Below are 23,226 nucleotides of genomic sequence, written 5' to 3' on the forward strand. Positions count from 1 at the left end.
GCGGCGTTGAAAGTGTCCAGCTAACAAAAAGCCCCTTAAAAGGGGCTCCTTAAACTGGTTGCGGGGGCCGGATTTGAACCGACGACCTTCGGGTTATGAGCCCGACGAGCTACCAGACTGCTCCACCCCGCGACAAAGCTGGGGCGGAAGTATACGACCGATCCCTTATAGGGTCAATGTAACCTTCCACCTGCAAGAAAGCCCGCAACAGCGGGCTCTCCTGACTAATTGGTACCGAGAAGGGGACTCGAACCCCTACACCCTATGGGCACAACCACCTCAAGGTTGCGTGTCTACCAATTCCACCACCTCGGCAAAACTACGTTGAAACCCTTCTTACTTCTGCTCTTGAGCTGGAGGTACGTCAGTCGCTGGAGTAGCCGACTTTTGCTCTTGAAGCACCGGGACATCATCAGAAGCCGGTTGTTGTTGCTTAGGCACTTCCAACACTGCTGGATTTGGGAGACCTGCCTGAGTCAGCTGATGAGCCTTCTCTTTAGCAAAGTAACCTAACCCCAAGCTGGTTATGAAGAAACCGGCGGCAAGTATAGCAGTAAACTTACTAAGAAAGGTAGAGGAACCTTGGCTTCCGAACACAGTATTTGAAGCACCTGCTCCGAAAGACGCGCCAGCGTCCGCACCCTTACCCTGCTGCAGCAAAACCAGAGCAACTACGCCCAATGCACCCAGCAGATGAAAAACGACTACGACTGTTTCCAGCATTTTTTCAGTTTCCCGCGGCGCGACAGATCGCACCGAACTCATCTGCATTCAGGGAAGCTCCACCAATGAGCCCCCCATCGATATCCGGCATGCCGAACAGTTCGACCGCATTGGCCGCCTTCACGCTGCCGCCGTATAGAAGGCGCACACCTCGTGCGACTTCAGAATTCTCTGCCGCCAACTGCTCGCGAATGGCTTTATGCACATCCTGAGCCTGTTGAGGCGTTGCAGTCAGTCCGGTACCAATGGCCCAGACAGGCTCGTAAGCGATGACTGTTTTGGCAAAAGCACCTACACCCAGCTCCTCGATGATGCTGCCCAGCTGACGCCCGACAACCTCAAGAGTTTTTCCAGCTTCGCGTTGCTCGAGGGTTTCCCCTATACACAACACCGGAATCAAGCCACATGCCTGTGCCGCTGCAAACTTGCGATTCAGCATCCCGTCTCGCTCGCCCATTATCTGGCGGCGTTCGGAGTGCCCGACAAGCACAAGGGAACAACCTGCATCCACCAACTGACTCGGTGCAATCTCACCGGTCAATGCACCTTGCATGGATTCCACCGCAGAATTCTGCGCACCGACCGAAATCGATTTGCCTTTCAAGCCGTCAATCACTTGATTGATATACAAGCAAGGCGGGAATACCGCGACATCAACACCGCTTGGCAAGGCCAGATGACGAAGGCCGTTGATCAGCTCAGCGACGCTGGCGCGGGTACCGTGCATCTTCCAGTTACCAGCTACCATAGGGCGACGCATGCTGTACCTCGTCGGTCAAAGTGGGCGCAGATGTTACCCAACACAATCATGGCTTGCAAGCCGTATCAGGCAGAAACTTCAGTTACCAGTTTTGCCAGCTCTTCGGCGTAGTTGCGAACCTGGGTTTCATCCTCGCCTTCGACCATTACCCGCACCAGAGGCTCTGTCCCGGACTTGCGCAAAAGCACGCGCCCGCGTCCCGCCATTGCCTGGGTGACGCGCGCACTGGCCTCCTTGACAGCCGGGTGCTCCAGCGGACTTTCGCCACCACCAAAACGCACATTGATCAGTACCTGAGGGCACTTGCGCAATGCCTGGCGGGTTTGCGCCAAACCTTCATTACGGGTCTTCAGCGCCATCAGCACCTGCAACGCAGCGATGATCGCATCACCGGTCGTGGTGTGATTGAAGCAAACGATATGCCCCGAGTTTTCTCCGCCGACCAGCCAGTTGCGTTCAAGCAACTCGGCAATCACGTAACGGTCGCCGACATTGGCACGAATAAATGGAATCGAAAGATCCGCCAGCGCGAGTTCCAGCCCCAGATTACTCATCAGGGTACCAACGACACCGCCCTGCAATTTGCCCCGCTCATGCAGATCACGAGCGATGATAAACAGCAATTCATCACCATCGACGATGGCGCCAGTGTGATCGACCATCAGCACCCGATCACCATCACCATCGAAAGCGATACCCAGGTCGGCATGCTCGGCGAGCACCGCAGCCTGCAACTGACCCATATGGGTCGAGCCGCAGTTTTCATTGATATTCAGACCGTTTGGCTGCGCTGACAGCACGACGACTTCTGCCCCCAACTCGCGGAAGACACTCGGAGCCACCTTATAGGTCGCACCGTGCGCACAGTCGATAACGATCTTGAGACCGGAAAAACTGGTTCCGGTTGGCACACTGCTTTTGCAGAACTCAATGTAGCGACCTGATGCATCGTTGATTCGCGACACTTTGCCGATCTTGCTCGACTCGACCACAGTCATCGGGGCATCGAGCAGCTCTTCAATCATCAGCTCCAGCTCATCCGGCAGCTTGGTGCCTTTACCGGAGAAGAACTTGATGCCGTTATCGTCATGCGGATTGTGCGAGGCACTGATCACGATACCGGCCTCAGCCTGAAACGTACGCGACAGATAGGCAATGGCCGGCGTCGGCATAGGACCCAGCAACATCACATCAGCCCCCGCCGATGTCAGACCAGCCTCAAGTGCCGACTCGAACATATAACCGGAAATCCGCGTGTCCTTGCCGACCAGCACCTTGCAAGCGCCCATTTTGCGGAACGCCATGCCGGCAGCCCAGCCGAGCTTGAGCATGAAGTCAGGAGTAATCGGGTATTCACCGACTCGACCACGAATGCCGTCAGTACCAAAGTATTTCTTGCTCATAACTGCTCCATCATTCTTATTCGGCTGATTCCACGGCCGCGATCATGCGCACCACGTCTACCGTTTCCGCTACATCATGGACGCGCAATATACGCGCCCCCTTCACCGATGCCAGCGCCGCCAGTGCCAGACCACCATGCAGCCGCTCGCCGACAGGACGATTCAAGGCCTGCCCGATCATGCTTTTTCGGGAAACACCGACAAGCAGTGGCCGGCCCAACGCATGGAGGGCTTCCATGTGCTTGAACAAGCTTAGGTTGTGCTGCAGGGTTTTGGCGAAACCGAAACCCGGGTCAAGAATGATCCGCCCCTCAGGAATACCGGCCGCCGCACACTGCGCCATGCGCTCGGCTAGAAAATCACCGACTTCGCGCGTGACATCCTGATACTGCGGATTGTCCTGCATGTCTCCAGGCTCACCGAGCATATGCATGAGACACACCGGCAAACCCGTAGCCGCCGCCGCATCCAGCGCGCCATCGCGCCGCAGTGACCGCACATCGTTGATCAACCCGGCACCCAATCGTGCGGTTTCGCGCATAACGGCTGGCGTAGAAGTGTCCACCGAAATGATCACATCCAACTCGCGATTGATCAGCTCGACGATCGGCGCCACACGCTCAAGCTCTTCGAGCGGTGACACTGCGCGCGCGCCTGGGCGAGTGGACTCGCCACCGACATCAATCAGCGTCGCACCCGCTGCAACCATAGCCTCGGCGTGGCGCAAAGCCGCATCGAGCTGGCTGTATTGGCCGCCGTCGGAGAAAGAATCAGGGGTGACATTGAGAATACCCATGACATGCGTCTGGGCCAAATCAAGAACCCGGTTGCCGCAAGGCAACCGGGTCAGGGACTGTACAGAAGTCATTTCAAACCTTAAACGTCAGCAGCCGGACCGCCAATCGGTGTTTCCGGACGCTCGTCACGAACCACCGGAGGTGGTGGTGTACCAGTGCCCCCCGACCAATCACGTGGCTCGCGTGGTGTACGTCCCGCCATGATGTCGTCGATCTGTTCAGCATCGATCGTTTCATACTTCATCAACGCATCAGCCATCGCATCAAGCTTGTCACGGTTGTCCGTGAGAATCTGTTTGGCCGTGCCGTAGCACTGATCAATGATGCTGCGCACTTCGGAGTCGATCAGCTTGGCTGTCTCACCGGAGAAGCTGGCAGCTTGACCGCCACCGCCGCGACCGAGGAACACTTCACCCTCTTCTTCGGCGTACATCAACGGACCGAGTTTTTCCGACAGGCCCCACTTGGTGACCATGTTCCGCGCAATCTGACTAGCACGCATAATGTCGTTGGAAGCGCCGGTGGTCACACCGTCGAAACCGAGGGTCATTTCCTCAGCGATACGGCCACCGTACAGCGAGCAGATCTGGCTGATCAGCGCACGCTTGGACAGACTGTAACGATCTTCTTCCGGCAGGAACATGGTCACACCCAGCGCACGACCGCGCGGAATGATCGATACCTTGTAGACCGGATCATGCTCAGGCACGACGCGACCGACAATGGCGTGGCCAGCTTCGTGATAAGCGGTGTTCTGTTTCTCTTTCTCGGACATGACCATGGATTTGCGCTCGGCGCCCATCATGATCTTGTCTTTGGCCAGTTCGAACTCTTTCATTTCGACGATGCGCTTGCCGCTACGTGCAGCGAACAAAGACGCTTCGTTGACCAGGTTGGCCAGGTCAGCACCGGAGAACCCCGGAGTACCACGCGCGATAACGGCCGGAGCGACGTCGTCACCCATTGGCACTTTGCGCATGTGTACTTTGAGGATTTGCTCACGACCACGGATATCTGGCAGACCAACGACAACCTGACGGTCGAAACGGCCCGGACGCAGCAGCGCAGGGTCGAGGACGTCTGGGCGGTTGGTTGCAGCGATAACAATGATGCCATCGTTCATTTCGAAGCCGTCCATCTCAACCAGCAACTGGTTGAGGGTCTGCTCACGCTCATCGTGACCGCCACCCATGCCGGCGCCACGATGGCGACCGACGGCGTCGATTTCGTCGATGAAGATGATGCAAGGAGCGTGCTTCTTGGCCTGCTCGAACATGTCGCGAACACGGCTGGCACCGACACCGACGAACATCTCGACGAAGTCAGAACCGGAAATGGTGAAGAACGGAACCTTGGCTTCGCCGGCAATCGCCTTGGCCAGCAAGGTTTTACCGGTACCCGGAGGACCGACCATCAGCACACCGCGAGGAATACGACCGCCCAGGCGCTGGAACTTGCCCGGGTCACGGAGGAATTCAACCAGCTCGCCGACTTCTTCCTTGGCTTCGTCGCAACCGGCAACGTCAGCCAGAGTGGTTTTCACCTGATCTTCGGAGAGCAGGCGCGCCTTGCTCTTGCCGAAGCTCATCGGTCCGCCCTTGCCGCCGGCTCCGCCCTGCATCTGGCGCATGAAGAACATGAACACCGCGATGATCACCAGGATCGGGAAGCTGGCTACCAGCAATTGAGTCCAGATGCTTTGCTGCTCAGGCTGCTTGCCTTCAACCACAACGTGGTTGTCGACCAGGTCGCCGATCAGGCCATTGTCCTGGATTGCCGGACGAATGGTCTTGAAGCTATCGCCATCATTGCGCTTGCCGGTAATCACATAACCATCAACGGCTACGCGCTCGACCTTGCCATCCTTGACCTGCTGGATGAAGTCGGAATAGTTGAGGGTCTGCGGCTCGTTAGGGCTGGAGAAGTTGTTCATCACCGTCACCAGGACAGCCGCGATGATCAACCACAGGATCAGATTCTTTGCCATATCGTTCAATTAACTACCCTCTGAAGCAAGCTCCGCTACTGGCGCGCGCTTCGCATGATATTCACCGGCCTAACTTACTACATTACCTACAACTCTGGCAGGCGCCGTCTGTAACCCTTTGTGAAACACTTTCTACACAATATTCGCTTATGCACGCGGAGCGAAATACGAAAAACCTATCACCCCACCAAAAAACCTCGTTTTACTCGCTACGACCGCGGTAACCCCAAGCCAGCATGTATTGCTCACGTGAGCTGCCACGAGAGGAGTCTGGTTTGATCATCTGGATCTTGTCGAACTTTTTGCGAGCGTCCTTCAGGTAAACATCAAACCCTTCGCCCTGAAAAATCTTGATCACAAAATTTCCACCCGGCTTGAGGATCCGTTCCGCCAGATCAAGCGCCAACTCGCAAAGGAACATGGCTTTCGGCATATCCACTTCAGGCGTACCACTCATATTGGGGGCCATATCGGAAATCACAAGGTCCACCTGCGAATTACCCACGGCTTCGAGAATCCGCCCGAGCACTTCGTCCTCGGTGAAATCGCCCTGAATGAAAGTCACGTCCGGAATGCTGTCCATTTCCAGGATGTCCGAGGCGATCAGACGCCCCTGACCACCGATCAGCCGGCTAGTCACCTGCGACCAGCCACCGGGCGCCGCACCCAGGTCGACAACGCTCATACCGGGACGAATCAGCTTGTATTTCTCCTGGATCTCCAGAAGTTTGTAGCTCGCACGCGAGCGGTAGCCATCCTTCTGTGCTTGCTTCACATAGGGATCGTTGACATGTCGTTTCAGCCAACCAAGGCTTGTCTTGGAACGCGCCATTGGGCACCTCGATGATTAGGGTCGTGATTAATTGGGCGGATCCACGAGCCCTCGGGTAAAATGGCCGCCATTTTACAGAATCCAGACGAAAGGGTCAGATTATGCCGCTCACTCCAGAGCAGAAGAAACAGTACAAATCCATTGGCCACCACCTGAAACCGGTTTTGACGGTGGCTGACAACGGTTTGACTGAAGGTGTTTTAGCCGAACTTGAACGCGCTTTGGCGGACCACGAGCTGATCAAGATCAAGCTCAACATCCTCGATCGCGAGTCGCGCCTGGCGCATATCGCAGAACTGTGCAAGGTCGGCAAAGCGGACCTGGTACAGGTCATCGGCAAGATGGCACTGGTTTACCGCAAGAACTTCAGCGTCAACAAGCAGCTGTCGAACGTTCATCGCTTCAAGTGATGACAAGGGTCAAGGGTGTGCTTCGCGCACCCTGCCACTCCATCCCGGCACCGGCTGCATCACCAGCACCAGCCCGGAAAAACCCAGAACCAGATAACTGAAGACCTGCCAGCGCTGCGCATCCGGCCAGCCGACACGCACTGCGACAAACATCGCACACGCATACAACGCCATCAGCAGCACCTGACCGCGAAAATCTCGCCATAGACTGACAAGGCCCTCGGCCTGTACCAGCACCAAAGCCTGAAAAATAACGCATACGGCGGCAAAACCTACCACCAGCACTTCAAATGCACTGGCCACCTCATCGATCAGCAGCGGTGCCAGGCCAATCTTGCCCAACGCCGGCTGCAAACCGAGATGAATCAGCCATAGACCGCCAACCCAAAGCATCTGGGTCAGCTGCCAAAGCATGGCGCCCGCATGCAGCGGGCGCCCTTTTTCAGATGTGACGGACTTCGACAATCTCGTACTCGATCACGCCGCTTGGCGTTTTCACGGCGACCACATCGCCCTCTTCCTTGCCAATCAAGGCACGGGCCAAAGGCGAGCCGACCGAAATCTTGCCAAGTTTGAAGTCAGCCTCATCCTCACCCACGATGTGGTAAGTGACGCTTTCGTCAGTCTCGACATTGGCGATTTCGACGGTGGTACCGAAAATCACTTTGCCGGTGTGCGGGATGGTCGTGACATCGATGATGACCTGATTCTGAATCCGGCCTTCGATATCACGAATCCGCGCCTCGACCATGCCTTGCTGTTCGCGGGCAGCATGGTATTCAGCGTTTTCCTTCAAGTCACCCAACTCGCGAGCCGTACCAATGTCCTGGCTGAGCTTCGGACGGACGACCTTGGTCAGGTGAGCGTGTTCTTCTTCCAGGGCTTTGGCGCCCTGGACGGTCATTGGGTATTTGATCATGCCTTCAATCCTGCGTGTAGATCCTGCAAGCGGCGCACGGTTTTTTCAGGACCGAACTTCAGCGCTTCACAGATAGCTTCGCCAGCAGCAATAGTGGTTGTGCAGTAAATCTTGTGCTGCAAGGCATTACGACGAATGGAGTACGAATCAGCGATCGACTGACGACCTTCAGTGGTGTTGATGATCAGGGTGACTTCGTCATTCTTGATCATGTCGACCACGTGCGGACGACCCTCGGTCACCTTGTTCACACGGCGCACTTTCAGACCTGCGGCTTCGATCAGCTTGGCAGTGCCGGCAGTGGCTACCACTTCGAAGCCCAAGTTGATCAGATCGCGGGCCACGCCTGCAACCAGTGGCTTGTCGTCGTCACGCACGCTGATGAATGCTGTACCGCCAGTCGGCAGCACTTCGCTGGCGCCCATCTGGGCTTTGGCGAATGCTTCACCGAAGGTGTCGCCGACGCCCATCACTTCACCGGTCGACTTCATCTCTGGGCCGAGAATCGGGTCAACGCCAGGGAACTTGGCGAACGGGAACACCGCCTCTTTCACGCTATAGAAGTTCGGGATGATTTCTTTGGTGAAGCCGATTTCTTTCAGGGTCTTACCGGCCATCACGCGGGCAGCGATCATCGCCAGGGAGACACCGATGCACTTCGATACGAACGGTACGGTACGGGAAGCTCGCGGGTTGACTTCGATGACGTAGATGTCTTCGCCTTGCAGCGCCAACTGCACGTTCATCAGGCCGACAACGCCCAGTTCCAGAGCCATTTTCTTGACCTGTTCGCGCATCTCGTCCTGGATGTGCGCCGGCAGCGAGTACGGCGGCAGCGAGCACGCGGAGTCACCGGAGTGAACGCCAGCCTGTTCGATGTGCTGCATGATCGCGCCGATCACCACGTCTTTGCCGTCACAGACCGCATCCACGTCCATTTCGATGGCGCAGTTGAGGAAGTGGTCGAGCAGCACAGGGCTGTCGTTGGACACTTGCACCGCGTCACGCAGGTAACGCTTGAGCTCGTCTTCCTTGTAAACGATTTCCATCGCACGGCCGCCCAGTACATAGGACGGGCGCACTACCAGCGGATAACCGATCTTCGCGGCAGCACGAACAGCTTCGTCTTCGCTGCGCACAGTGGCGTTTGGCGGCTGACGCAGATTCAGGCGCTCAACCATTTGCTGGAAACGCTCACGATCTTCAGCGCGGTCGATGGCGTCCGGGCTGGTGCCGATGATCGGCACGCCAGCGGCTTCCAGCGCACGAGCCAGTTTCAGCGGAGTCTGGCCGCCGTACTGGACGATCACGCCTTTCGGCTTCTCGACGCGGCAGATTTCCAGCACGTCTTCCAGAGTTACCGGTTCGAAGTACAGACGGTCGGAAGTGTCGTAGTCGGTGGAAACGGTTTCCGGGTTGCAGTTGACCATGATGGTTTCGTAGCCGTCTTCGCGCAGGGCGAGAGCAGCGTGAACGCAGCAGTAGTCGAACTCGATGCCCTGGCCGATACGGTTCGGACCACCGCCCAGAATCATGATCTTGTCGCGACCCGACGGCGCAGCTTCACACTCTTCCTCGTAGGTGGAGTAGAGGTAAGCGGTGTCAGTGGCGAACTCGGCGGCGCAGGTGTCAACGCGCTTGTAGACCGGGAACACTTCCAGCTTCTGGCGATGAGTGCGCAGGTTCTTCTCGGTCACGCCCAACAGTTTGGCCAGACGCTGATCGGAGAAGCCTTTGCGCTTGAGCTTGAACATCAGGTCGCGGTCGATAGCGGACAGACCGAGGGTCTTGACCTTCTCTTCTTCCTTGATCAGATCTTCGATCTGCACCAGGAACCACGGGTCGATCATGTTCATGCCGAAGATGTCTTCGACCGACAGGCCAGCGCGGAAAGCATCTGCCACGTACCAGATACGCTCGGCGCCCGGCACGGTCAGTTCGCGCTTGAGCACGCTCATGCTTTCCGGGTTGCTCAGGTCGAGCTTCTCGTCCAGACCGCAAACGCCGACTTCCAGACCGCGCAGGGCTTTCTGCAGGGATTCCTGGAAGGTACGGCCGATGGCCATGACTTCACCGACCGACTTCATTTGCGTGGTCAGGCGTGCGTCAGCCTTGGCGAACTTCTCGAAGGCGAAGCGTGGCAGCTTGGTGACGACGTAGTCGATCGACGGTTCGAAGGACGCTGGGGTCTTGCCGCCGGTGATGTCGTTCGACAGTTCGTCGAGGGTGTAACCCACAGCCAGTTTGGCCGCGACTTTAGCGATCGGGAAACCGGTGGCTTTCGAAGCCAGTGCCGAGGAACGCGATACACGCGGGTTCATTTCGATCACGACCATACGGCCGGTGTTCGGGCAGATACCGAATTGAACGTTGGAACCGCCAGTCTCGACGCCGATCTCGCGCAGTACCGCCAGCGAGGCGTTACGCAGGATCTGGTATTCCTTGTCGGTCAGGGTTTGCGCAGGAGCTACGGTGATCGAGTCACCGGTGTGCACGCCCATCGGGTCGAAGTTTTCGATCGAGCAGACGATGATGCAGTTGTCCTTTTTGTCGCGGACAACTTCCATTTCATATTCTTTCCAGCCGATCAGCGATTCGTCGATCAGCAGCTCTTTGGTCGGCGACAGGTCCAGACCACGGGCGCAGATTTCTTCGAACTCTTCACGGTTGTACGCGATACCGCCACCGGTGCCGCCCATGGTGAAGGACGGACGGATGATGCACGGGAAGCCCAGGGTTTCGAGAACCGCGTTGGCTTCTTCCATGCTGTGGGCGATACCGGAACGCGGGCACGCCAGGCCGATGGACTTCATCGCCTTGTCGAAACGCGAACGGTCTTCAGCCTTGTCGATGGTGTCAGCGTTGGCGCCGATCATCTCTACGCCGAACTTCTCCAGAACGCCTTCGCGCTCCAGATCCAGGGCGCAGTTCAGAGCAGTCTGGCCGCCCATGGTTGGCAGCACCGCGTCCGGACGCTCTTTTTCGATGATCTTGGCAACGGTCTGCCACTTGATCGGCTCGATGTAGGTCGCGTCGGCCATGTCCGGGTCGGTCATGATGGTGGCCGGGTTGGAGTTCACCAGGATGACGCGGTAACCCTCTTCGCGCAGAGCTTTACAGGCCTGGGCGCCGGAGTAGTCGAATTCGCAGGCCTGGCCGATAACGATCGGGCCAGCGCCGAGAATCAGGATGCTTTTAATGTCTGTACGTTTTGGCATGGGTTTGTCACTCAAATCCGCAGGTCAGTCGGCAAGCCGTCTTGATCGATTTCTGAAGTCTCAAGGGGGCCACCGGTGTCGGGGCCGCCCTCGAGGGCTTCTCTCTACAGTCTCAAGGCGAACGCTTAGCGTCGCTTGGCCATCTCGTTGATGAAGCGGTCGAACAGTGGCGCGACGTCGTTCGGGCCCGGGCTCGCTTCAGGGTGACCCTGGAAGCTGAACGCGCTCTTGTCGGTGCGCTCGATGCCTTGCAGGGTGCCGTCGAACAGCGATTTGTGGATCGCACGCACGTTGGCTGGCAAGGTTTCTTCGTCTACCGCGAAACCGTGGTTCTGGCTGGTGATCATCACGACGCCAGTGTCCAGATCCTGCACTGGGTGGTTAGCACCGTGGTGGCCGTGGCCCATTTTCAGGGTCTTGGCGCCGGAGGCCAGAGCCAGCAGTTGGTGACCGAGGCAGATACCGAATACCGGAATTTCGGTTTCCAGGACTTCCTTGATCGCCTTGATCGCGTAGTCGCAAGGCTCCGGATCACCAGGGCCGTTGGACAGGAACACGCCGTCCGGCTTCAGTGCCAGCACATCAGCGGCTGGAGTCTGGGCAGGCACCACGGTGACGCGGCAGCCGCGCTCGACCAGCATGCGCAGGATGTTGACCTTGACGCCGTAGTCATAGGCAACCACGTGGTATGGCAGCTCGGAAGCGTCGATGGTCGCGTGGCTGTCGGTTTTCAGATCCCAGACAGTCGAGCGCCATTCGTATTGGGTCTTGGTGCTGACGACTTTCGCCAGATCCATGCCCTTCAGGCCCGGGAAACCTTGCGCAGCGGCGATGGCCGCTTCTTCGGAGATGTTGTCGCCGGCCATGATGCAGCCGTTCTGTGYGCCTTTTTCACGCAGGATGCGGGTCAGGCGACGGGTGTCGATACCGGCGATTGCCACAACGTTGTTGGCTTTCAGGTAATCGGACAGGGACATCGTGTTACGCCAGTTGCTCGCTACCAGCGGCAGGTCGCGAATAACCAGGCCAGCGGACCAGACGCGGTCGGACTCGGCATCTTCCGGCGTGGTGCCGGTGTTGCCGATGTGCGGGTAAGTCAGGGTAACGATCTGTTGGGCGTAGGAAGGATCGGTAAGGATTTCCTGATAGCCGGTCATTGCGGTGTTGAACACCACCTCACCAACGGTTTGACCGTCGGCACCAATGGCTTCGCCGCGAAAAATGCTGCCATCAGCAAGGGCAAGTATGGCTGGCTTAGTCAAGAAGACCTCCCGTAAATAACGCATGAAAGGGCGATCGCAGGTTGTAAAAAAGCGGAGTGACGTATGGACACGTCACCCCGCTTCTTCRCYGAATTATTCTGCGCGCTTTTAGTGGACACACTAAAGCTGTAGCTTACAGAAAAAGCCTTTTTTGGTCCACCGCTAAAGAGCCGAAAAGGCCGGAGAATGCGACAGGTCGTCGCCGAGCGGAGAAAAACCAGCGCAAACAGGGCGTTTGCGCCGGGTTCAGCAGTGTATCAACGCAGGTCGAGCACGTCTTGCATGTCGTACAGACCCGGCTCGCGACCATCCAGCCACAGCGCCGCACGCACCGCGCCCTTGGCGAACGTCATACGGCTAGACGCCTTGTGCGTGATCTCCAGGCGCTCACCTTCGCAGGCGAACAACACGGTGTGATCACCGACCACATCACCACCACGCACAGTGGCAAAACCGATGGTTTCACGCTCACGAGCGCCGGTATGACCCTCACGACCGTACACCGCGACTTTCTGTAAATCACGATCCAGCGCACTGGCAATCACTTCACCCATGCGCAACGCCGTACCTGACGGCGCATCGATCTTGTGCCGGTGATGGGCTTCGATGATTTCGATATCCGCATCATCACCCAGCACGCGCGCCGCCATGTCGAGCAGCTTCAGCGACAGATTGACACCGACACTGAAGTTGGCCGCGAACACGATCGGAATATCTTTGCCCGCGTCGGCCAGCAACTGCTTCTGCGCCGCGTCCAGCCCGGTGGTACCAATGACCATGGCCTTGCCGGCCTTGCGGCAGAACGCGAGGTTTTTCAGCATCACTTCCGGCAGCGTGAAGTCGATCAACACATCGAACTCTTCAGCCACGGCTTCGATATGCCCGGACAGCGGCACACCGATACGCCCCAGCGAGGCCAGCTCCCCCGCATCGACGCCGATCAGCGTGCTGCCAGGACGAACCACGGCGGCAGTCAAACCGGTCAGCGGCGCGCGCTGCTGCACGGCCTCGACCAGAATCTTACCCATGCGCCCAGCAGCGCCCATCACAGCTATACGTCGCATGCCGACTCCTTACAGATCGCCGAAGAAGCGCTTCACGCCGTCGAACCAACCGGTGGTTTTCGGCGAGTGGCTATTGTCGTCGGCCAGCGAGCTGCGGAATTCTTCCAGCAGTTCGCGCTGACGACGGTTCAGATTGACCGGCGTTTCGACCGCAACGCGGCACATCAGATCGCCTGCACCGCCGCCACGCACCGGCGCCACGCCTTTGCCGCGTACACGGAACTGCTTGCCGGTCTGAGTGCCTTCAGGGATTTTCAGTTTGACGCGACCGTCGAGGGTAGGGATTTCCAGTTCGCCGCCCAGTGCTGCGTCGACGAAGCTGATCGGCACTTCGCAGAACAGATGCTTGCCATCGCGCTGGAAGATGTCGTGCTCGCGGACATTGATAACCACATACAGGTCGCCCGTCGGGCCGCCCTGCGTACCCGCTTCGCCTTCGCCGGACAGACGAATGCGGTCACCGGTATCGACGCCGGCCGGCACTTTGACCGACAGGGTTTTGTACTCTTCAACGCGACCGTCACCGTGGCAGGAATCGCACGGATCGGAAATGATCTTGCCCTGACCATGGCAACGCGGGCAGGTTTGCTGCACCGAGAAGAAGCCCTGCTGCATGCGCACCTGACCGATGCCGCCGCAAGTCGGGCACGTCGATGGAGAGGAGCCTTTCTTGGCGCCCGAGCCATCGCACGGCTTGCAGTTGACCAGTGTCGGAACACGGATATTCACCGACGTGCCGCGCACCGCTTCTTCCAGATTCAGTTCCAGGGTGTAGCGCAAGTCGCTGCCACGCTGAGCGCCGCCACGGGAACCGCCGCGACCGCCACCGAAGAAATCACTGAAGACATCACCGAAGATGTCCGAGAAGTTCTGACCGCCGAAACCGGCGCCACCGCCACCCATGCTCGGGTCGACGCCGGCATGGCCGTACTGATCGTACGCCGCACGCTTGCTCGAGTCGGACAGCACTTCATAGGCCTCGTTGGCCTCTTTGAACATTTCTTCCGATGCTTTGTCATCGGGATTACGGTCCGGGTGGTGCTTCATCGCCAGACGACGGTAAGCCTTCTTCAGGTCCGCATCGCTTGAGCCACGCTCAACACCCAACACTTCGTAATAGTCACGCTTTGCCATAAGTCTTCTGCACTCTTGAGGACGTTCGGCAAACCCCTCCTGAGGATCGCCAAACTCGTTGAGCCCCAATACAGGCCMGGACCCAACTCACGTCAATTCAACGATCCTGGTCTTTGTTTCTTGCGGTACTTGCGGCGCGAAAAGCAGGAGCATTCCCGGCCATACCGCCAACATCCGAACCTTGTCGCATGCTGTAAAAATTCGCGTATTCCAGATACGCCAACGCGGGAGCTAGCTCCCGCGCGGCGACATCCTACCAGTCACTGCCTAAAGGCAGTCAACCGGCCGACCAACAACTTACTTGTGGTCTTTGACTTCTTCGAACTCTGCATCGACAACGTCGTCAGCCTTCTCAGCCGATTCGCCTTGCGGGGCTGCGCCATCAGCTGGCTGAGCCTGTTCGGCGTACATCTTCTGAGCAACCGGAGCGGAGACTTTCGACAGCTCTTCAACCTTGGCTTCGATGGCAGCCTTGTCGTCGCCTTTGACAGCGGCTTCCAGAGCAACCACAGCAGCTTCGATCGCAGTCTTCTCTTCGGCAGTGACTTTGTCGCCCGCGTCAGCAATCATCTTGCGAGTCGAGTGAACCAGTGCGTCACCCTGGTTACGGGCAGCGGCCAGTTCTTCGAACTTGCGGTCTTCCTCAGCGTTGGCTTCGGCGTCACGCACCATGCGCTCGATTTCTTCGTCGGACAGACCGGAGTTGGCCTTGATCACGATCGACTGGGTCTTGCCGGTAGCCTTGTCTTTCGCACCAACGTGCAGGATGCCGTTAGCGTCGATGTCGAAGGTCACTTCGATCTGCGGCACGCCACGTGGAGCAGGTGGAATGTCGGCCAGGTCGAACTTGCCCAGGGACTTGTTCTGAGTGGCTTGCTTACGCTCGCCCTGCAGAACGTGAATGGTCACAGCGCCCTGGTTGTCGTCAGCAGTCGAGAACACTTGCGATTTCTTGGTAGGAATCGTGGTGTTTTTCTCGATCAGCGCGGTCATCACGCCACCCATGGTTTCGATACCCAGGGTCAGCGGGCTGACGTCGAGCAGCAGAACGTCTTTCACGTCACCGGCCAGCACGGCGCCCTGAATCGCAGCACCCATGGCAACAGCTTCGTCCGGGTTAACGTCTTTACGAGCTTCTTTACCGAAGAAATCGGTAACCAGCTTCTGTACCAGCGGCATACGGGTCTGACCACCGACCAGAATCACGTCGTTGATCGCGCCAACGTCCAGACCGGCGTCTTTCATGGCGATGCGGCAAGGTTCGATGGTGCGCTGAACCAGGTCTTCAACCAGTGCTTCGAGCTTGGCACGCGAGATCTTCACGTTCAGGTGCTTAGGACCGGTCGCGTCTGCAGTGATGTACGGCAGGTTGACGTCGGTCGACTGAGCGGACGACAGCTCGATCTTGGCTTTCTCAGCGGCTTCTTTCAGGCGCTGCATGGCCAGCGGGTCACCTTTGAGGTTCATGCCGCTTTCTTTCTTGAATTCGTCAACGAGGTAGTCGATCAGACGAATGTCAAAGTCTTCACCGCCGAGGAACGTGTCACCGTTGGTGGCCAGAACTTCGAACTGGTGCTCGCCATCAACTTCAGCGATCTCGATCACGGAAACGTCGAAAGTACCGCCACCCAGGTCATAAACGATCACGGTGTGATCGCCCTTGGCCTTGTCCATACCGTAAGCCAGAGCAGCTGCGGTCGGTTCGTTGATGATGCGTTTTACGTCCAGACCAGCGATGCGGCCGGCGTCTTTGGTCGCCTGACGCTGGCTGTCGTTGAAGTAGGCCGGAACGGTGATCACCGCTTCGGTCACGGTCTCGCCGAGGTAGTCTTCGGCGGTCTTCTTCATCTTCTTCAGAATTTCAGCCGAGATTTGTGGCGGTGCCATTTTCTGGCCGTTCACTTCAACCCAGGCGTCGTTGTTGTCAGCCTTGACGATCTTGTAAGGGACCATCTGGATGTCTTTCTGCACAACTTCTTCGTCGAAACGACGACCGATCAGACGCTTTACTGCGTACAGGGTGTTGTGCGGGTTGGTCACAGCCTGACGCTTGGCCGACTGACCTACCAGAATTTCGCCATCGTTGGCGTAAGCGATGATCGACGGCGTGGTACGCGCGCCTTCAGCGTTTTCAATAACTTTTGCTTTGCCGTTTTCCAGCACGGAGACGCAGGAGTTGGTGGTCCCCAGGTCGATACCGATAATTTTGCCCATGTTAACTCTCCCGAAACTTTGGATTTTTTTGCCGCAGCAGTGGTGGCTGACTGCGGTAATACTTAAACGCTTGACTTCTAAATGGGGGCCTTGCGGCTAATTTCAAGCCTTCTCGTCAATCGAAGGCGAAATTGGCGCAGGCGCCTTGCTGACCACAACCATGGCCGGACGCAGCAGGCGACCGTTGAGCTGGTAGCCCTTCTGGAACACCTTCAGAACGCTGTTCGGTTCTACGTCGGCGCTTTCTTGCATGGCCATCGCCTGATGCTGAACGGCGTTGAACGGTTCGCCGTGCGGATCGATCGCTTCCAGCTGATAACGCTTGAGGGTGTCATGGAACATTTTCAGCGTCAGCTCGATGCCTTCGCGCATCGGACGAATGCTTTCGTCGTCCGGGTTCGACAGCTCGAGGCCGCGCTCCAGGCTGTCGACGATCGGCAACAGGTCGCCAGCGAATTTTTCCAGGGCAAACTTGTGCGCCTTCTCGACATCCTGCTCGGCACGGCGACGGACGTTCTGCAGATCGGCAGCAACACGCAGAGATTGATCCTGCGCGGCGGCCAATTGCTCTTCGAGCACTTGTACACGGGTCGCCAGGTCATCACCCGAACCTTCGGGCGCCTGATTGGCTTCTGGGTTTTGCGTATCTACTGTCTGTTCGTCAGCCATAGAATTCTCCTTTCAATTTCGTCCGCGAGCCTGACTCGCGCTTCTGCCCCGATATATGGGGCCGCAAAATCAGGCTTCAAGGGCCTTCAAACATTAACCCTACAAAAAAGTGTCGAATCTTCATTCCTCAATGCGCTAAGCAGATTTTCGGTTCAAGCAAATCGACCTAAGGGAGGGCATTGTCAGCGCGAAACAAAACACTGTATAAATAACCAGACCTTTTGCTTGGGAGCGGCCTTTATGCTGGTGCACCTGTCCGTACATAACTACGCCATCGTTGAACATCTCGATCTCGAACTTGATCGCGGGATGAGCGTGATCACGGGTGAAACCGGCGCCGGCAAGTCGATCATGCTCGACGCGCTGGGCCTGACCCTCGGCGATCGTGCCGACAGCGGCGTGGTGCGCCCCGGCGCCGACAAGGCCGACATCCTCGCGACCTTCGATCTCGCGGACATCCCTGAAGCCAGCGCATGGCTGGCCGAGCGCGACCTGGAGACCGACGGCCCGTGCATTCTGCGCCGGGTGATCACCTCCGAAGGTCGTTCACGCGGCTACATCAACGGCACCCCCTGCCCGCTCGGCGACCTCAAGTCATTGGGCGAGTTGTTGATCGATATCCATAGCCAGCATGAACACCAGTCCCTGCTGAAAACCGATACTCACCGCCGCCTGCTGGACGAGTACGCCGGCGCTACCGACCTGGCCCGCCAGGTTCAGCTCGCCGCCCAGCGCTGGCGCCAGACTCGCCAGGAGCTGGAGCGCCTCTCCAATTCCGGCGACGAACAACGCGCCCGCCATCAATTGCTGAGCTATCAACTTGAAGAGCTGGAAAACCTCGGCCTCGGTGATAACGAGCTGGAGCAACTTGAGCAGGAACACAAAAACCTGACCAACGCCGAAACCTTGCTGGGCATTTGTCGGCAAGTGGTCGAACAATGCAGCGAAAGCGATTCCGGCAATGTATTGAATGCACTGACTGCCAGCCTCAATCGCCTGTCGAGCGTGAACAATTCCGTTGGCGCACTGGGCGAAGCGAGCAGTTTGCTCACCAGCGCACAGATTCAGGTCGAAGAAGCCGTTGGCGAACTCAATCGCTTCCTCGATAACTTCGATGCCGATCCGGCGCGCCTGCAATATCTGGAAGAACGTCTCGACGCTATTTATACCCTGGCGCGCAAACACCGGATTCAACCCACCGAAGTCGGCGAAATGCAGCAGAAACTGCTGGATGAGATCGAAACCCTCAACGCCAATGACGAATCCATTGAGCGCCTGGGTGAAGAACTGGCCTCCTACGCCCGCCACTATCAGGAGAAAGCCCGAGAACTGAGCGATTTGCGTCATCAGGCTGCCGGCAGTCTCGCCAGTGCTGTTGAGCAGGAAATTCAGCGACTGGGCATGCCGGGGGGACGATTCACCATCGAATTGAAGGCCAACAGCAGCGACGAGTTATTGCCCAACGGGCTGGAACAGGTCGAATTGCTGGTCAGCGCCAACCCGGGCCAGCCGCTGAAGGCGCTGGCGAAAGTCGCTTCCGGCGGTGAGCTGTCACGGATCAGCCTGGCGATTCAGGTCATCACCGCACAGACATCCCGTGTTCCGACGCTGGTATTCGACGAAGTGGACGTCGGCATCGGTGGCCCGACCGCAGAAATTGTCGGCCAACTGTTGCGCCGTCTCGGCGATCGCGGCCAGGTACTGACTGTCACGCACTTGCCGCAAGTGGCCGCGCAAGGCCATCAGCATCTGTTCGTGCACAAGGTGCGCGGTGAAGAGGCGACGCACACTGCCGTTTCCAAACTGAGCAAGAATGACCGTATAGAAGAAGTGGCACGGATGCTCGGCGGCATCGATCTGACCAAGGAATCCCTGGCCCACGCGAAAAAAATGGTGGTCACTGCCAAGGTTTAGCAATGACAGAAAGCACGAAGGCGACCCTTGGGTCGCCTTCGTTCGTTTCGCGAATGTGAAATTCGCGCGACATGCTTACTTTTTCTTGCGCACGTACAGCACCAGATTGTGATCTACCAGATCAACACCGTGCTCCTCGGCAATTGCCTTCTGGAGCTTTTCGATTTCCGGGCTGACGAATTCGACGACTTCACCGGTTTCCACGTTGACCATATGGTCGTGGTGGCCACCGTCGGCCAATTCGAATACCGCATGGCCGCCGTCGAAGTTGTGACGGACAACGAGGCCAGCCGCTTCGAACTGGGTCAGAACACGGTAAACCGTGGCCAGACCGACGTCCTCACCAGCCTCCATCAACGCCTTGTAGACGTCCTCGGCACTCATGTGACGCTGCTCTGTAGAGTCGAGCATTTGCAGGATCTTGACCCGTGGCAGGGTCACTTTGAGGCCGGCTTTGCGTAGTTCGCTATTTTCAACCATGGTCAGCTTTCTCGCGATGCTGCTTCGCAGCTTCTCTTAATGCGGGTATGATCGGCGTTTACGTTGTCCCAGCCAAGATAGTGGAAGTCGCCCACCGATGCAAAACACCAAGCTCTTGCTAACCAGTTTCACCTTTGTGGGACTGCTCGCACTCGCCGGTTGTTCATTCCCCGGGGTTTACAAAATCGACATCCAGCAGGGCAATGTCGTCACGCAGGACATGATAGACCAGTTACGCCCGGGAATGACCCGGCCGCAAGTACGGTTTATCATGGGTAACCCTCTGCTTGTCGACACGTTCCATGCCGATCGCTGGGATTATCTGTACAGCCTGCAACCGGGTGGCGGTGAACGCCAACAGGAACGCATCAGCGTTATTTTCAACTCAAACGACCAGCTTGTCAGCCTGTCCGGTGACTTTATGCCGGGCGTAAGCCGTGACGAAGCCATTCTCGGCAAGGACAATGGCACGACCGTGACCGCTCCTGCTGAAAACGCCGAGAAGCCAAAACCGGAAAAACCGGTCAAGCCAGGTTCCTTGCTGGATCAGATCCAGAAGGACGTCGATGGTGTGGAAACCGTTCCGGTTCCAACACCAGAGCCGCTGGACACCTCGCCGCAATAATTTGCGACGCAATAAAAAACCCGGAAATTCCGGGTTTTTTATTGCCTGCGATTTGGCTTTTTACGCGTTTCGCGCTTTGGCCTCGGCAGCCTTGGCCGCTCGCAAGCGCCGAACCTCTTTCGGATCGGCAAGCAATGGGCGGTAAATCTCGATGCGCTCCCCTGCATGAATAACCCGCGAGTCCGGGTCAGCAACCACTTTGCCAAAGATGCCCAGCGGGCACTCCGCCAGATTCAACTCGGGAAACTCGCTAGCGATACCCGACGCAAGCACCGCAGCCCGCACCGTCGCACCTTCATTGACGCTGAACGAGCGCAATACCTGACGATCCACCGCCGCGTATACCACCTCTACCTCGATCACCGGCTCAACCATGCATCTGCTTGGCGCGCTGACAGAACGCGTCCACCAGCGTATTGGCCGCCTGATTGAACAGCGGCCCCAGCGTCGCGCGCACCAGCGGTCCGGCGTAATCGAACGACAGATCCAGACTGATCTTGCAGGCCTTCTCGTTCAACACCTTGAACACCCACACACCGTGCAACTGATTGAACGGGCCTTCTTCCAGGTTCATTTCAATCGACTGCCCCGGCACCAGCGTATTACGCGTCACGAAATGCTGACTGAGCCCGCCCTTGGCTACGCCAACACTGGCGCGCATATGCTCCGGCGAGCTTTCCAGCACTTCCGCCGAGGAGCACCACGGCAGAAATTCCGGGTAGCGCGCCACGTCGTTGACCAGGTCATAGAGAAATTGCGCCGGGTACGGCAGCAACGCCGATCGTTGAATATGTGTCGTCATGTGAGCGTTACTTCCAGAGCTGAGCGGCAAACACTACAAGAATGCCGATGGGCGCCACGTAGCGCATCAAGAACAAAGACAGGGCGAACAGTAGCGGATTGCGGATCGACAACTCGTCGCGTACCGCTTCACGCCCCATCACCCATCCGGCAAACAGCACGAAACACAAGCCACCGAGCGGCAGCATGATCCGTGAGGTGAAGAAATCGATCACACCAAAGAAGTCCAGACCGCTCTGCGCACCCCATTGGTAGAGATGGAACATCCCGCCTTCGTTCACGAAAAATTTGGCTTCCTTCCAGATATTGAAGGAGAACACCGTGCCCAGACCGACGAACCAGCAAGTGAAGGCAAGCCAGAAAGTCACCCACGCGCGGCTGACTTTGGTGCGCTCAACCAAGTAGGCAACCATCGGTTCCAGAAGGGAGATCGCCGAGCTCCAGGCAGCGATCGCCACCAGCACAAAGAACACCACGCCCATCAACTGCCCGAACGCCACATTACCAAAGGCAAATGGCAGACTGACGAACATCAGCCCCGGTCCTTCGCTAGGGTTCAGGCCTCCGGCAAATACAATCGGGAACAAGGCCAGACCGGCGATCAGCGAAACAAAGGTATCGAGCAGCGCCACACCGACAACGGTGCCCGACAACGATGAGCTCTTCGGCATATAAGCACCGTAGATCATGATCGAACCGACACCGACGCTCAGCGAGAAGAACGCGTGCCCCATGGCCGGCAACAAGCCGTCGAGGACTTTTTCCGGGTGGAAGTCGAACATGAAATGCACGCCCTCCATGAAATGCCCGGTGGTCATGCTGTAACCCAGCAACACCAGAATCATCACGAACAGCAGCGGCATCATGATGCGCAGGCTGCGCTCAAGCCCGGCGACCACGCCCTTGGCGATGACGAAGGCCGACAGCAGCATGAAAATCGTATGCCAAAGTGTCAGACGCCATGGATTGGAGATGACATTGCCGAAATAAGCGCCGACCTGATCGGCTGTGGCGCCCTGGAAGTCGCCGCGACCCATATCGACAATGTAGTCCAGCGACCAGCCGCCGACCACACTATAGAAAGACAGGATCAACAACGCTGTGATCATCCCGGCAAATGCGCCCCACGACCATTTGCCCGAGTGCCCGGCTTCCAGCGCCAGCACCTTCAAGGCGTTCGCCGGACTCTGGCGGGCGCGCCGGCCGATCAGGGTTTCAGCGAGCATGACCGGGATGCCGATCAGCGCGATGCACGCCAGAAACATCAGCACAAAGGCGCCGCCGCCGTAGACCCCGACCATGTAGGGGAACTTCCAGATACTACCCAGTCCCACGGCCGAACCGGTCGCGGCGAGTATGAATACCCAGCGGCTAGCCCAACTGCCGTGGACAGAAACCTTGTCTGTCGACATCGTTTATCACGCCCAAGCGTTAGAAAAAGAGGCCGCATTGTCCGGGATTCACTCAACCTGCTCAAGCACGCAGCATCACCGTAGCCGACGGCGGTTTATCTCCATATAATGCCGCCCCTATGGCTAAACAGAAGAAACACCCAACAGGGACCATCGCGCAGAATAAAAAGGCGCGACACGATTACTTCATCGAGCACAAGTTCGAGGCTGGTCTGGTCCTGGCCGGCTGGGAAGTAAAAAGTCTGCGGGCAAGCAAGCTACAGCTGGTCGACAGCTATGTCCTGCTCAAGGATGGCGAAGCATGGTTGCTCGGCAGCCACATCACGCCTCTGATGACCGCAAGCACCCACGTCATCGCTGACCCGGTGCGCACACGCAAATTGCTGCTCAACCGCCGCGAGCTGGAAAAGCTCGCCGCCGCCGTGCAGCAAAAGGGTTACGCCTGCGTCTGCCTGTCCTGGTACTGGAGCAAGCACATGGTCAAGTGCGAAATTGCTCTGGGCAAGGGCAAGAAGGAATACGACAAGCGCGATACCGAGCGCGAGCGCGACGCCGGTCGCGAACTGCAGCGTGCCGTGCGCAACAAGGGCAAGGAAGATTAA

22 protein-coding genes and 2 tRNA genes are annotated in these 23,226 nt (G+C 57.7%); 4 read left to right on the forward strand and 20 right to left on the reverse strand.

Annotated elements, in window-relative coordinates; all coding sequences use genetic code 11:
* Positions 1-55: 55 nt before the first annotated feature.
* The 8 genes from AC1DVF_RS10475 to rlmE all read right to left on the reverse strand — a co-directional run bounded on the left by AC1DVF_RS10475 (position 56) and on the right by rlmE (position 6,502).
* Positions 56-132: transfer RNA gene (locus AC1DVF_RS10475), tRNA-Met, on the reverse strand.
* Positions 133-229: 97 nt separating this feature from the next.
* Positions 230-315 (reverse strand) — tRNA-Leu (locus AC1DVF_RS10480).
* 21 nt (positions 316-336) lie between these two features.
* Entirely contained in the window at positions 337-723 is a 387-nt protein-coding gene (gene secG, locus AC1DVF_RS10485) for a preprotein translocase subunit SecG (RefSeq protein WP_016986497.1), read from the reverse strand.
* 4 nt (positions 724-727) lie between these two features.
* Positions 728-1,483, reverse strand: coding sequence for a triose-phosphate isomerase (gene tpiA / locus AC1DVF_RS10490; protein WP_477782424.1), 756 nt, complete (start codon positions 1,481-1,483; stop codon positions 728-730).
* Between the two features lie 65 nt (positions 1,484-1,548).
* Positions 1,549-2,886, reverse strand: a complete 1,338-nt coding sequence (gene glmM / locus AC1DVF_RS10495) for a phosphoglucosamine mutase (RefSeq protein WP_257357000.1) — start codon at positions 2,884-2,886, stop codon at positions 1,549-1,551.
* Positions 2,887-2,902: 16 nt separating this feature from the next.
* Positions 2,903-3,754 (reverse strand): dihydropteroate synthase, encoded by an 852-nt coding sequence (gene folP, locus AC1DVF_RS10500; protein ID WP_093435757.1) that lies wholly within the window; start codon positions 3,752-3,754, stop codon positions 2,903-2,905.
* An 8-nt stretch (positions 3,755-3,762) separates the two neighbouring features.
* Positions 3,763-5,670 (reverse strand): ATP-dependent zinc metalloprotease FtsH, encoded by a 1,908-nt coding sequence (gene ftsH / locus AC1DVF_RS10505; RefSeq protein ID WP_016986501.1) that lies wholly within the window; start codon positions 5,668-5,670, stop codon positions 3,763-3,765.
* Positions 5,671-5,872: 202 nt separating this feature from the next.
* Positions 5,873-6,502, reverse strand: coding sequence for a 23S rRNA (uridine(2552)-2'-O)-methyltransferase RlmE (gene rlmE / locus AC1DVF_RS10510; protein WP_007915237.1), 630 nt, complete (start codon positions 6,500-6,502; stop codon positions 5,873-5,875).
* A 101-nt stretch (positions 6,503-6,603) separates the two neighbouring features.
* Here rlmE and AC1DVF_RS10515 point away from each other — a divergent pair, with 101 nt between their 5' ends.
* On the forward strand, positions 6,604-6,912 hold the full coding sequence (locus tag AC1DVF_RS10515; protein WP_003221534.1) for a YhbY family RNA-binding protein: 309 nt from the start codon (positions 6,604-6,606) through the stop codon (positions 6,910-6,912).
* A gap of 9 nt (positions 6,913-6,921) precedes the next feature.
* On the opposite strand, the gene AC1DVF_RS10520 is transcribed toward AC1DVF_RS10515, so the two are convergent.
* The 8 genes from AC1DVF_RS10520 to grpE all read right to left on the reverse strand — a co-directional run bounded on the left by AC1DVF_RS10520 (position 6,922) and on the right by grpE (position 17,392).
* Entirely contained in the window at positions 6,922-7,326 is a 405-nt protein-coding gene (locus tag AC1DVF_RS10520) for an MFS transporter (protein WP_093435749.1), read from the reverse strand.
* 28 nt (positions 7,327-7,354) lie between these two features.
* Complete coding sequence (greA, locus tag AC1DVF_RS10525) at positions 7,355-7,831, reverse strand: transcription elongation factor GreA (RefSeq protein WP_003221530.1); 477 nt, start codon at positions 7,829-7,831, stop codon at positions 7,355-7,357.
* Positions 7,828-11,049 carry a carbamoyl-phosphate synthase large subunit gene (carB, locus tag AC1DVF_RS10530; RefSeq protein WP_007915231.1) on the reverse strand — a complete coding sequence of 1,074 codons (3,222 nt, stop codon included), beginning with the start codon at positions 11,047-11,049 and terminating at the stop codon, positions 7,828-7,830. The genes greA and carB overlap by 4 nt, the downstream gene beginning before the upstream one ends.
* Before the next feature lie 125 nt (positions 11,050-11,174).
* On the reverse strand, positions 11,175-12,311 hold the full coding sequence (carA, locus tag AC1DVF_RS10535; RefSeq protein WP_477782425.1) for a glutamine-hydrolyzing carbamoyl-phosphate synthase small subunit: 1,137 nt from the start codon (positions 12,309-12,311) through the stop codon (positions 11,175-11,177).
* Positions 12,312-12,568: 257 nt separating this feature from the next.
* The gene (gene dapB / locus AC1DVF_RS10540; protein ID WP_116256444.1) at positions 12,569-13,375 is read right to left on the reverse strand and encodes a 4-hydroxy-tetrahydrodipicolinate reductase; all 807 of its coding nucleotides are present in this window, start codon (positions 13,373-13,375) and stop codon (positions 12,569-12,571) included.
* A 9-nt stretch (positions 13,376-13,384) separates the two neighbouring features.
* Positions 13,385-14,509 carry a molecular chaperone DnaJ gene (gene dnaJ, locus AC1DVF_RS10545; protein ID WP_016986506.1) on the reverse strand — a complete coding sequence of 375 codons (1,125 nt, stop codon included), beginning with the start codon at positions 14,507-14,509 and terminating at the stop codon, positions 13,385-13,387.
* A gap of 297 nt (positions 14,510-14,806) precedes the next feature.
* Positions 14,807-16,723 (reverse strand): molecular chaperone DnaK, encoded by a 1,917-nt coding sequence (dnaK, locus tag AC1DVF_RS10550; RefSeq protein ID WP_007915221.1) that lies wholly within the window; start codon positions 16,721-16,723, stop codon positions 14,807-14,809.
* Between the two features lie 102 nt (positions 16,724-16,825).
* Positions 16,826-17,392 carry a nucleotide exchange factor GrpE gene (gene grpE / locus AC1DVF_RS10555; RefSeq protein WP_007915219.1) on the reverse strand — a complete coding sequence of 189 codons (567 nt, stop codon included), beginning with the start codon at positions 17,390-17,392 and terminating at the stop codon, positions 16,826-16,828.
* A gap of 240 nt (positions 17,393-17,632) precedes the next feature.
* Here grpE and recN point away from each other — a divergent pair, with 240 nt between their 5' ends.
* Complete coding sequence (recN, locus tag AC1DVF_RS10560) at positions 17,633-19,306, forward strand: DNA repair protein RecN (protein ID WP_007915217.1); 1,674 nt, start codon at positions 17,633-17,635, stop codon at positions 19,304-19,306.
* A gap of 75 nt (positions 19,307-19,381) precedes the next feature.
* On the opposite strand, the gene fur is transcribed toward recN, so the two are convergent.
* Positions 19,382-19,786, reverse strand: a complete 405-nt coding sequence (gene fur, locus AC1DVF_RS10565; RefSeq protein WP_003221515.1) for a ferric iron uptake transcriptional regulator — start codon at positions 19,784-19,786, stop codon at positions 19,382-19,384.
* A 97-nt stretch (positions 19,787-19,883) separates the two neighbouring features.
* On the opposite strand from fur, the gene AC1DVF_RS10570 reads away from it, so the two are divergent.
* Positions 19,884-20,411, forward strand: a complete 528-nt coding sequence (locus AC1DVF_RS10570; RefSeq protein ID WP_093435741.1) for an outer membrane protein assembly factor BamE — start codon at positions 19,884-19,886, stop codon at positions 20,409-20,411.
* Positions 20,412-20,471: 60 nt separating this feature from the next.
* On the opposite strand, the gene AC1DVF_RS10575 is transcribed toward AC1DVF_RS10570, so the two are convergent.
* Genes AC1DVF_RS10575 through AC1DVF_RS10585 form a run of 3 tightly spaced genes read right to left on the reverse strand, consistent with a single transcriptional unit; the run spans position 20,472 to position 22,624 of the window.
* The gene (locus AC1DVF_RS10575; protein WP_093435738.1) at positions 20,472-20,786 is read right to left on the reverse strand and encodes an RnfH family protein; all 315 of its coding nucleotides are present in this window, start codon (positions 20,784-20,786) and stop codon (positions 20,472-20,474) included.
* Positions 20,779-21,213, reverse strand: a complete 435-nt coding sequence (locus tag AC1DVF_RS10580) for a type II toxin-antitoxin system RatA family toxin (RefSeq protein WP_016986510.1) — start codon at positions 21,211-21,213, stop codon at positions 20,779-20,781. The genes AC1DVF_RS10575 and AC1DVF_RS10580 overlap by 8 nt, the downstream gene beginning before the upstream one ends.
* Before the next feature lie 7 nt (positions 21,214-21,220).
* Positions 21,221-22,624: a sodium-dependent transporter gene (locus AC1DVF_RS10585; protein ID WP_093435729.1), complete on the reverse strand. Its 1,404-nt coding sequence runs from the start codon at positions 22,622-22,624 to the stop codon at positions 21,221-21,223.
* Between the two features lie 119 nt (positions 22,625-22,743).
* On the opposite strand from AC1DVF_RS10585, the gene smpB reads away from it, so the two are divergent.
* On the forward strand, positions 22,744-23,226 hold the full coding sequence (smpB, locus tag AC1DVF_RS10590) for an SsrA-binding protein SmpB (protein WP_007915208.1): 483 nt from the start codon (positions 22,744-22,746) through the stop codon (positions 23,224-23,226).

The organism is Pseudomonas sp. P4_D7, from assembly GCF_056401755.1.

Excerpts from the sequence above, each read along its gene's own strand:
- glmM (WP_257357000.1), bottom strand. The coding sequence starts at position 2,886 with ATGAGCAAGAAATACTTTGGTACTGACGGCATTCGTGGTCGAGTCGGT.
- recN (WP_007915217.1), top strand. The coding sequence starts at position 17,633 with ATGCTGGTGCACCTGTCCGTACATAACTACGCCATCGTTGAACATCTC.
- AC1DVF_RS10520 (WP_093435749.1), bottom strand. The coding sequence starts at position 7,326 with ATGCTTTGGCAGCTGACCCAGATGCTTTGGGTTGGCGGTCTATGGCTG.
- grpE (WP_007915219.1), bottom strand. The coding sequence starts at position 17,392 with ATGGCTGACGAACAGACAGTAGATACGCAAAACCCAGAAGCCAATCAG.
- AC1DVF_RS10580 (WP_016986510.1), bottom strand. The coding sequence starts at position 21,213 with ATGACGACACATATTCAACGATCGGCGTTGCTGCCGTACCCGGCGCAA.
- tpiA (WP_477782424.1), bottom strand. The coding sequence starts at position 1,483 with ATGCGTCGCCCTATGGTAGCTGGTAACTGGAAGATGCACGGTACCCGC.
- fur (WP_003221515.1), bottom strand. The coding sequence starts at position 19,786 with ATGGTTGAAAATAGCGAACTACGCAAAGCCGGCCTCAAAGTGACCCTG.
- folP (WP_093435757.1), bottom strand. The coding sequence starts at position 3,754 with ATGACTTCTGTACAGTCCCTGACCCGGTTGCCTTGCGGCAACCGGGTT.
- carB (WP_007915231.1), bottom strand. The coding sequence starts at position 11,049 with ATGCCAAAACGTACAGACATTAAAAGCATCCTGATTCTCGGCGCTGGC.
- AC1DVF_RS10515 (WP_003221534.1), top strand. The coding sequence starts at position 6,604 with ATGCCGCTCACTCCAGAGCAGAAGAAACAGTACAAATCCATTGGCCAC.
- smpB (WP_007915208.1), top strand. The coding sequence starts at position 22,744 with ATGGCTAAACAGAAGAAACACCCAACAGGGACCATCGCGCAGAATAAA.
- AC1DVF_RS10570 (WP_093435741.1), top strand. The coding sequence starts at position 19,884 with ATGCAAAACACCAAGCTCTTGCTAACCAGTTTCACCTTTGTGGGACTG.
- secG (WP_016986497.1), bottom strand. The coding sequence starts at position 723 with ATGCTGGAAACAGTCGTAGTCGTTTTTCATCTGCTGGGTGCATTGGGC.
- dnaJ (WP_016986506.1), bottom strand. The coding sequence starts at position 14,509 with ATGGCAAAGCGTGACTATTACGAAGTGTTGGGTGTTGAGCGTGGCTCA.
- greA (WP_003221530.1), bottom strand. The coding sequence starts at position 7,831 with ATGATCAAATACCCAATGACCGTCCAGGGCGCCAAAGCCCTGGAAGAA.
- rlmE (WP_007915237.1), bottom strand. The coding sequence starts at position 6,502 with ATGGCGCGTTCCAAGACAAGCCTTGGTTGGCTGAAACGACATGTCAAC.
- dapB (WP_116256444.1), bottom strand. The coding sequence starts at position 13,375 with ATGCGACGTATAGCTGTGATGGGCGCTGCTGGGCGCATGGGTAAGATT.
- dnaK (WP_007915221.1), bottom strand. The coding sequence starts at position 16,723 with ATGGGCAAAATTATCGGTATCGACCTGGGGACCACCAACTCCTGCGTC.
- AC1DVF_RS10575 (WP_093435738.1), bottom strand. The coding sequence starts at position 20,786 with ATGGTTGAGCCGGTGATCGAGGTAGAGGTGGTATACGCGGCGGTGGAT.
- AC1DVF_RS10585 (WP_093435729.1), bottom strand. The coding sequence starts at position 22,624 with ATGTCGACAGACAAGGTTTCTGTCCACGGCAGTTGGGCTAGCCGCTGG.
- ftsH (WP_016986501.1), bottom strand. The coding sequence starts at position 5,670 with ATGGCAAAGAATCTGATCCTGTGGTTGATCATCGCGGCTGTCCTGGTG.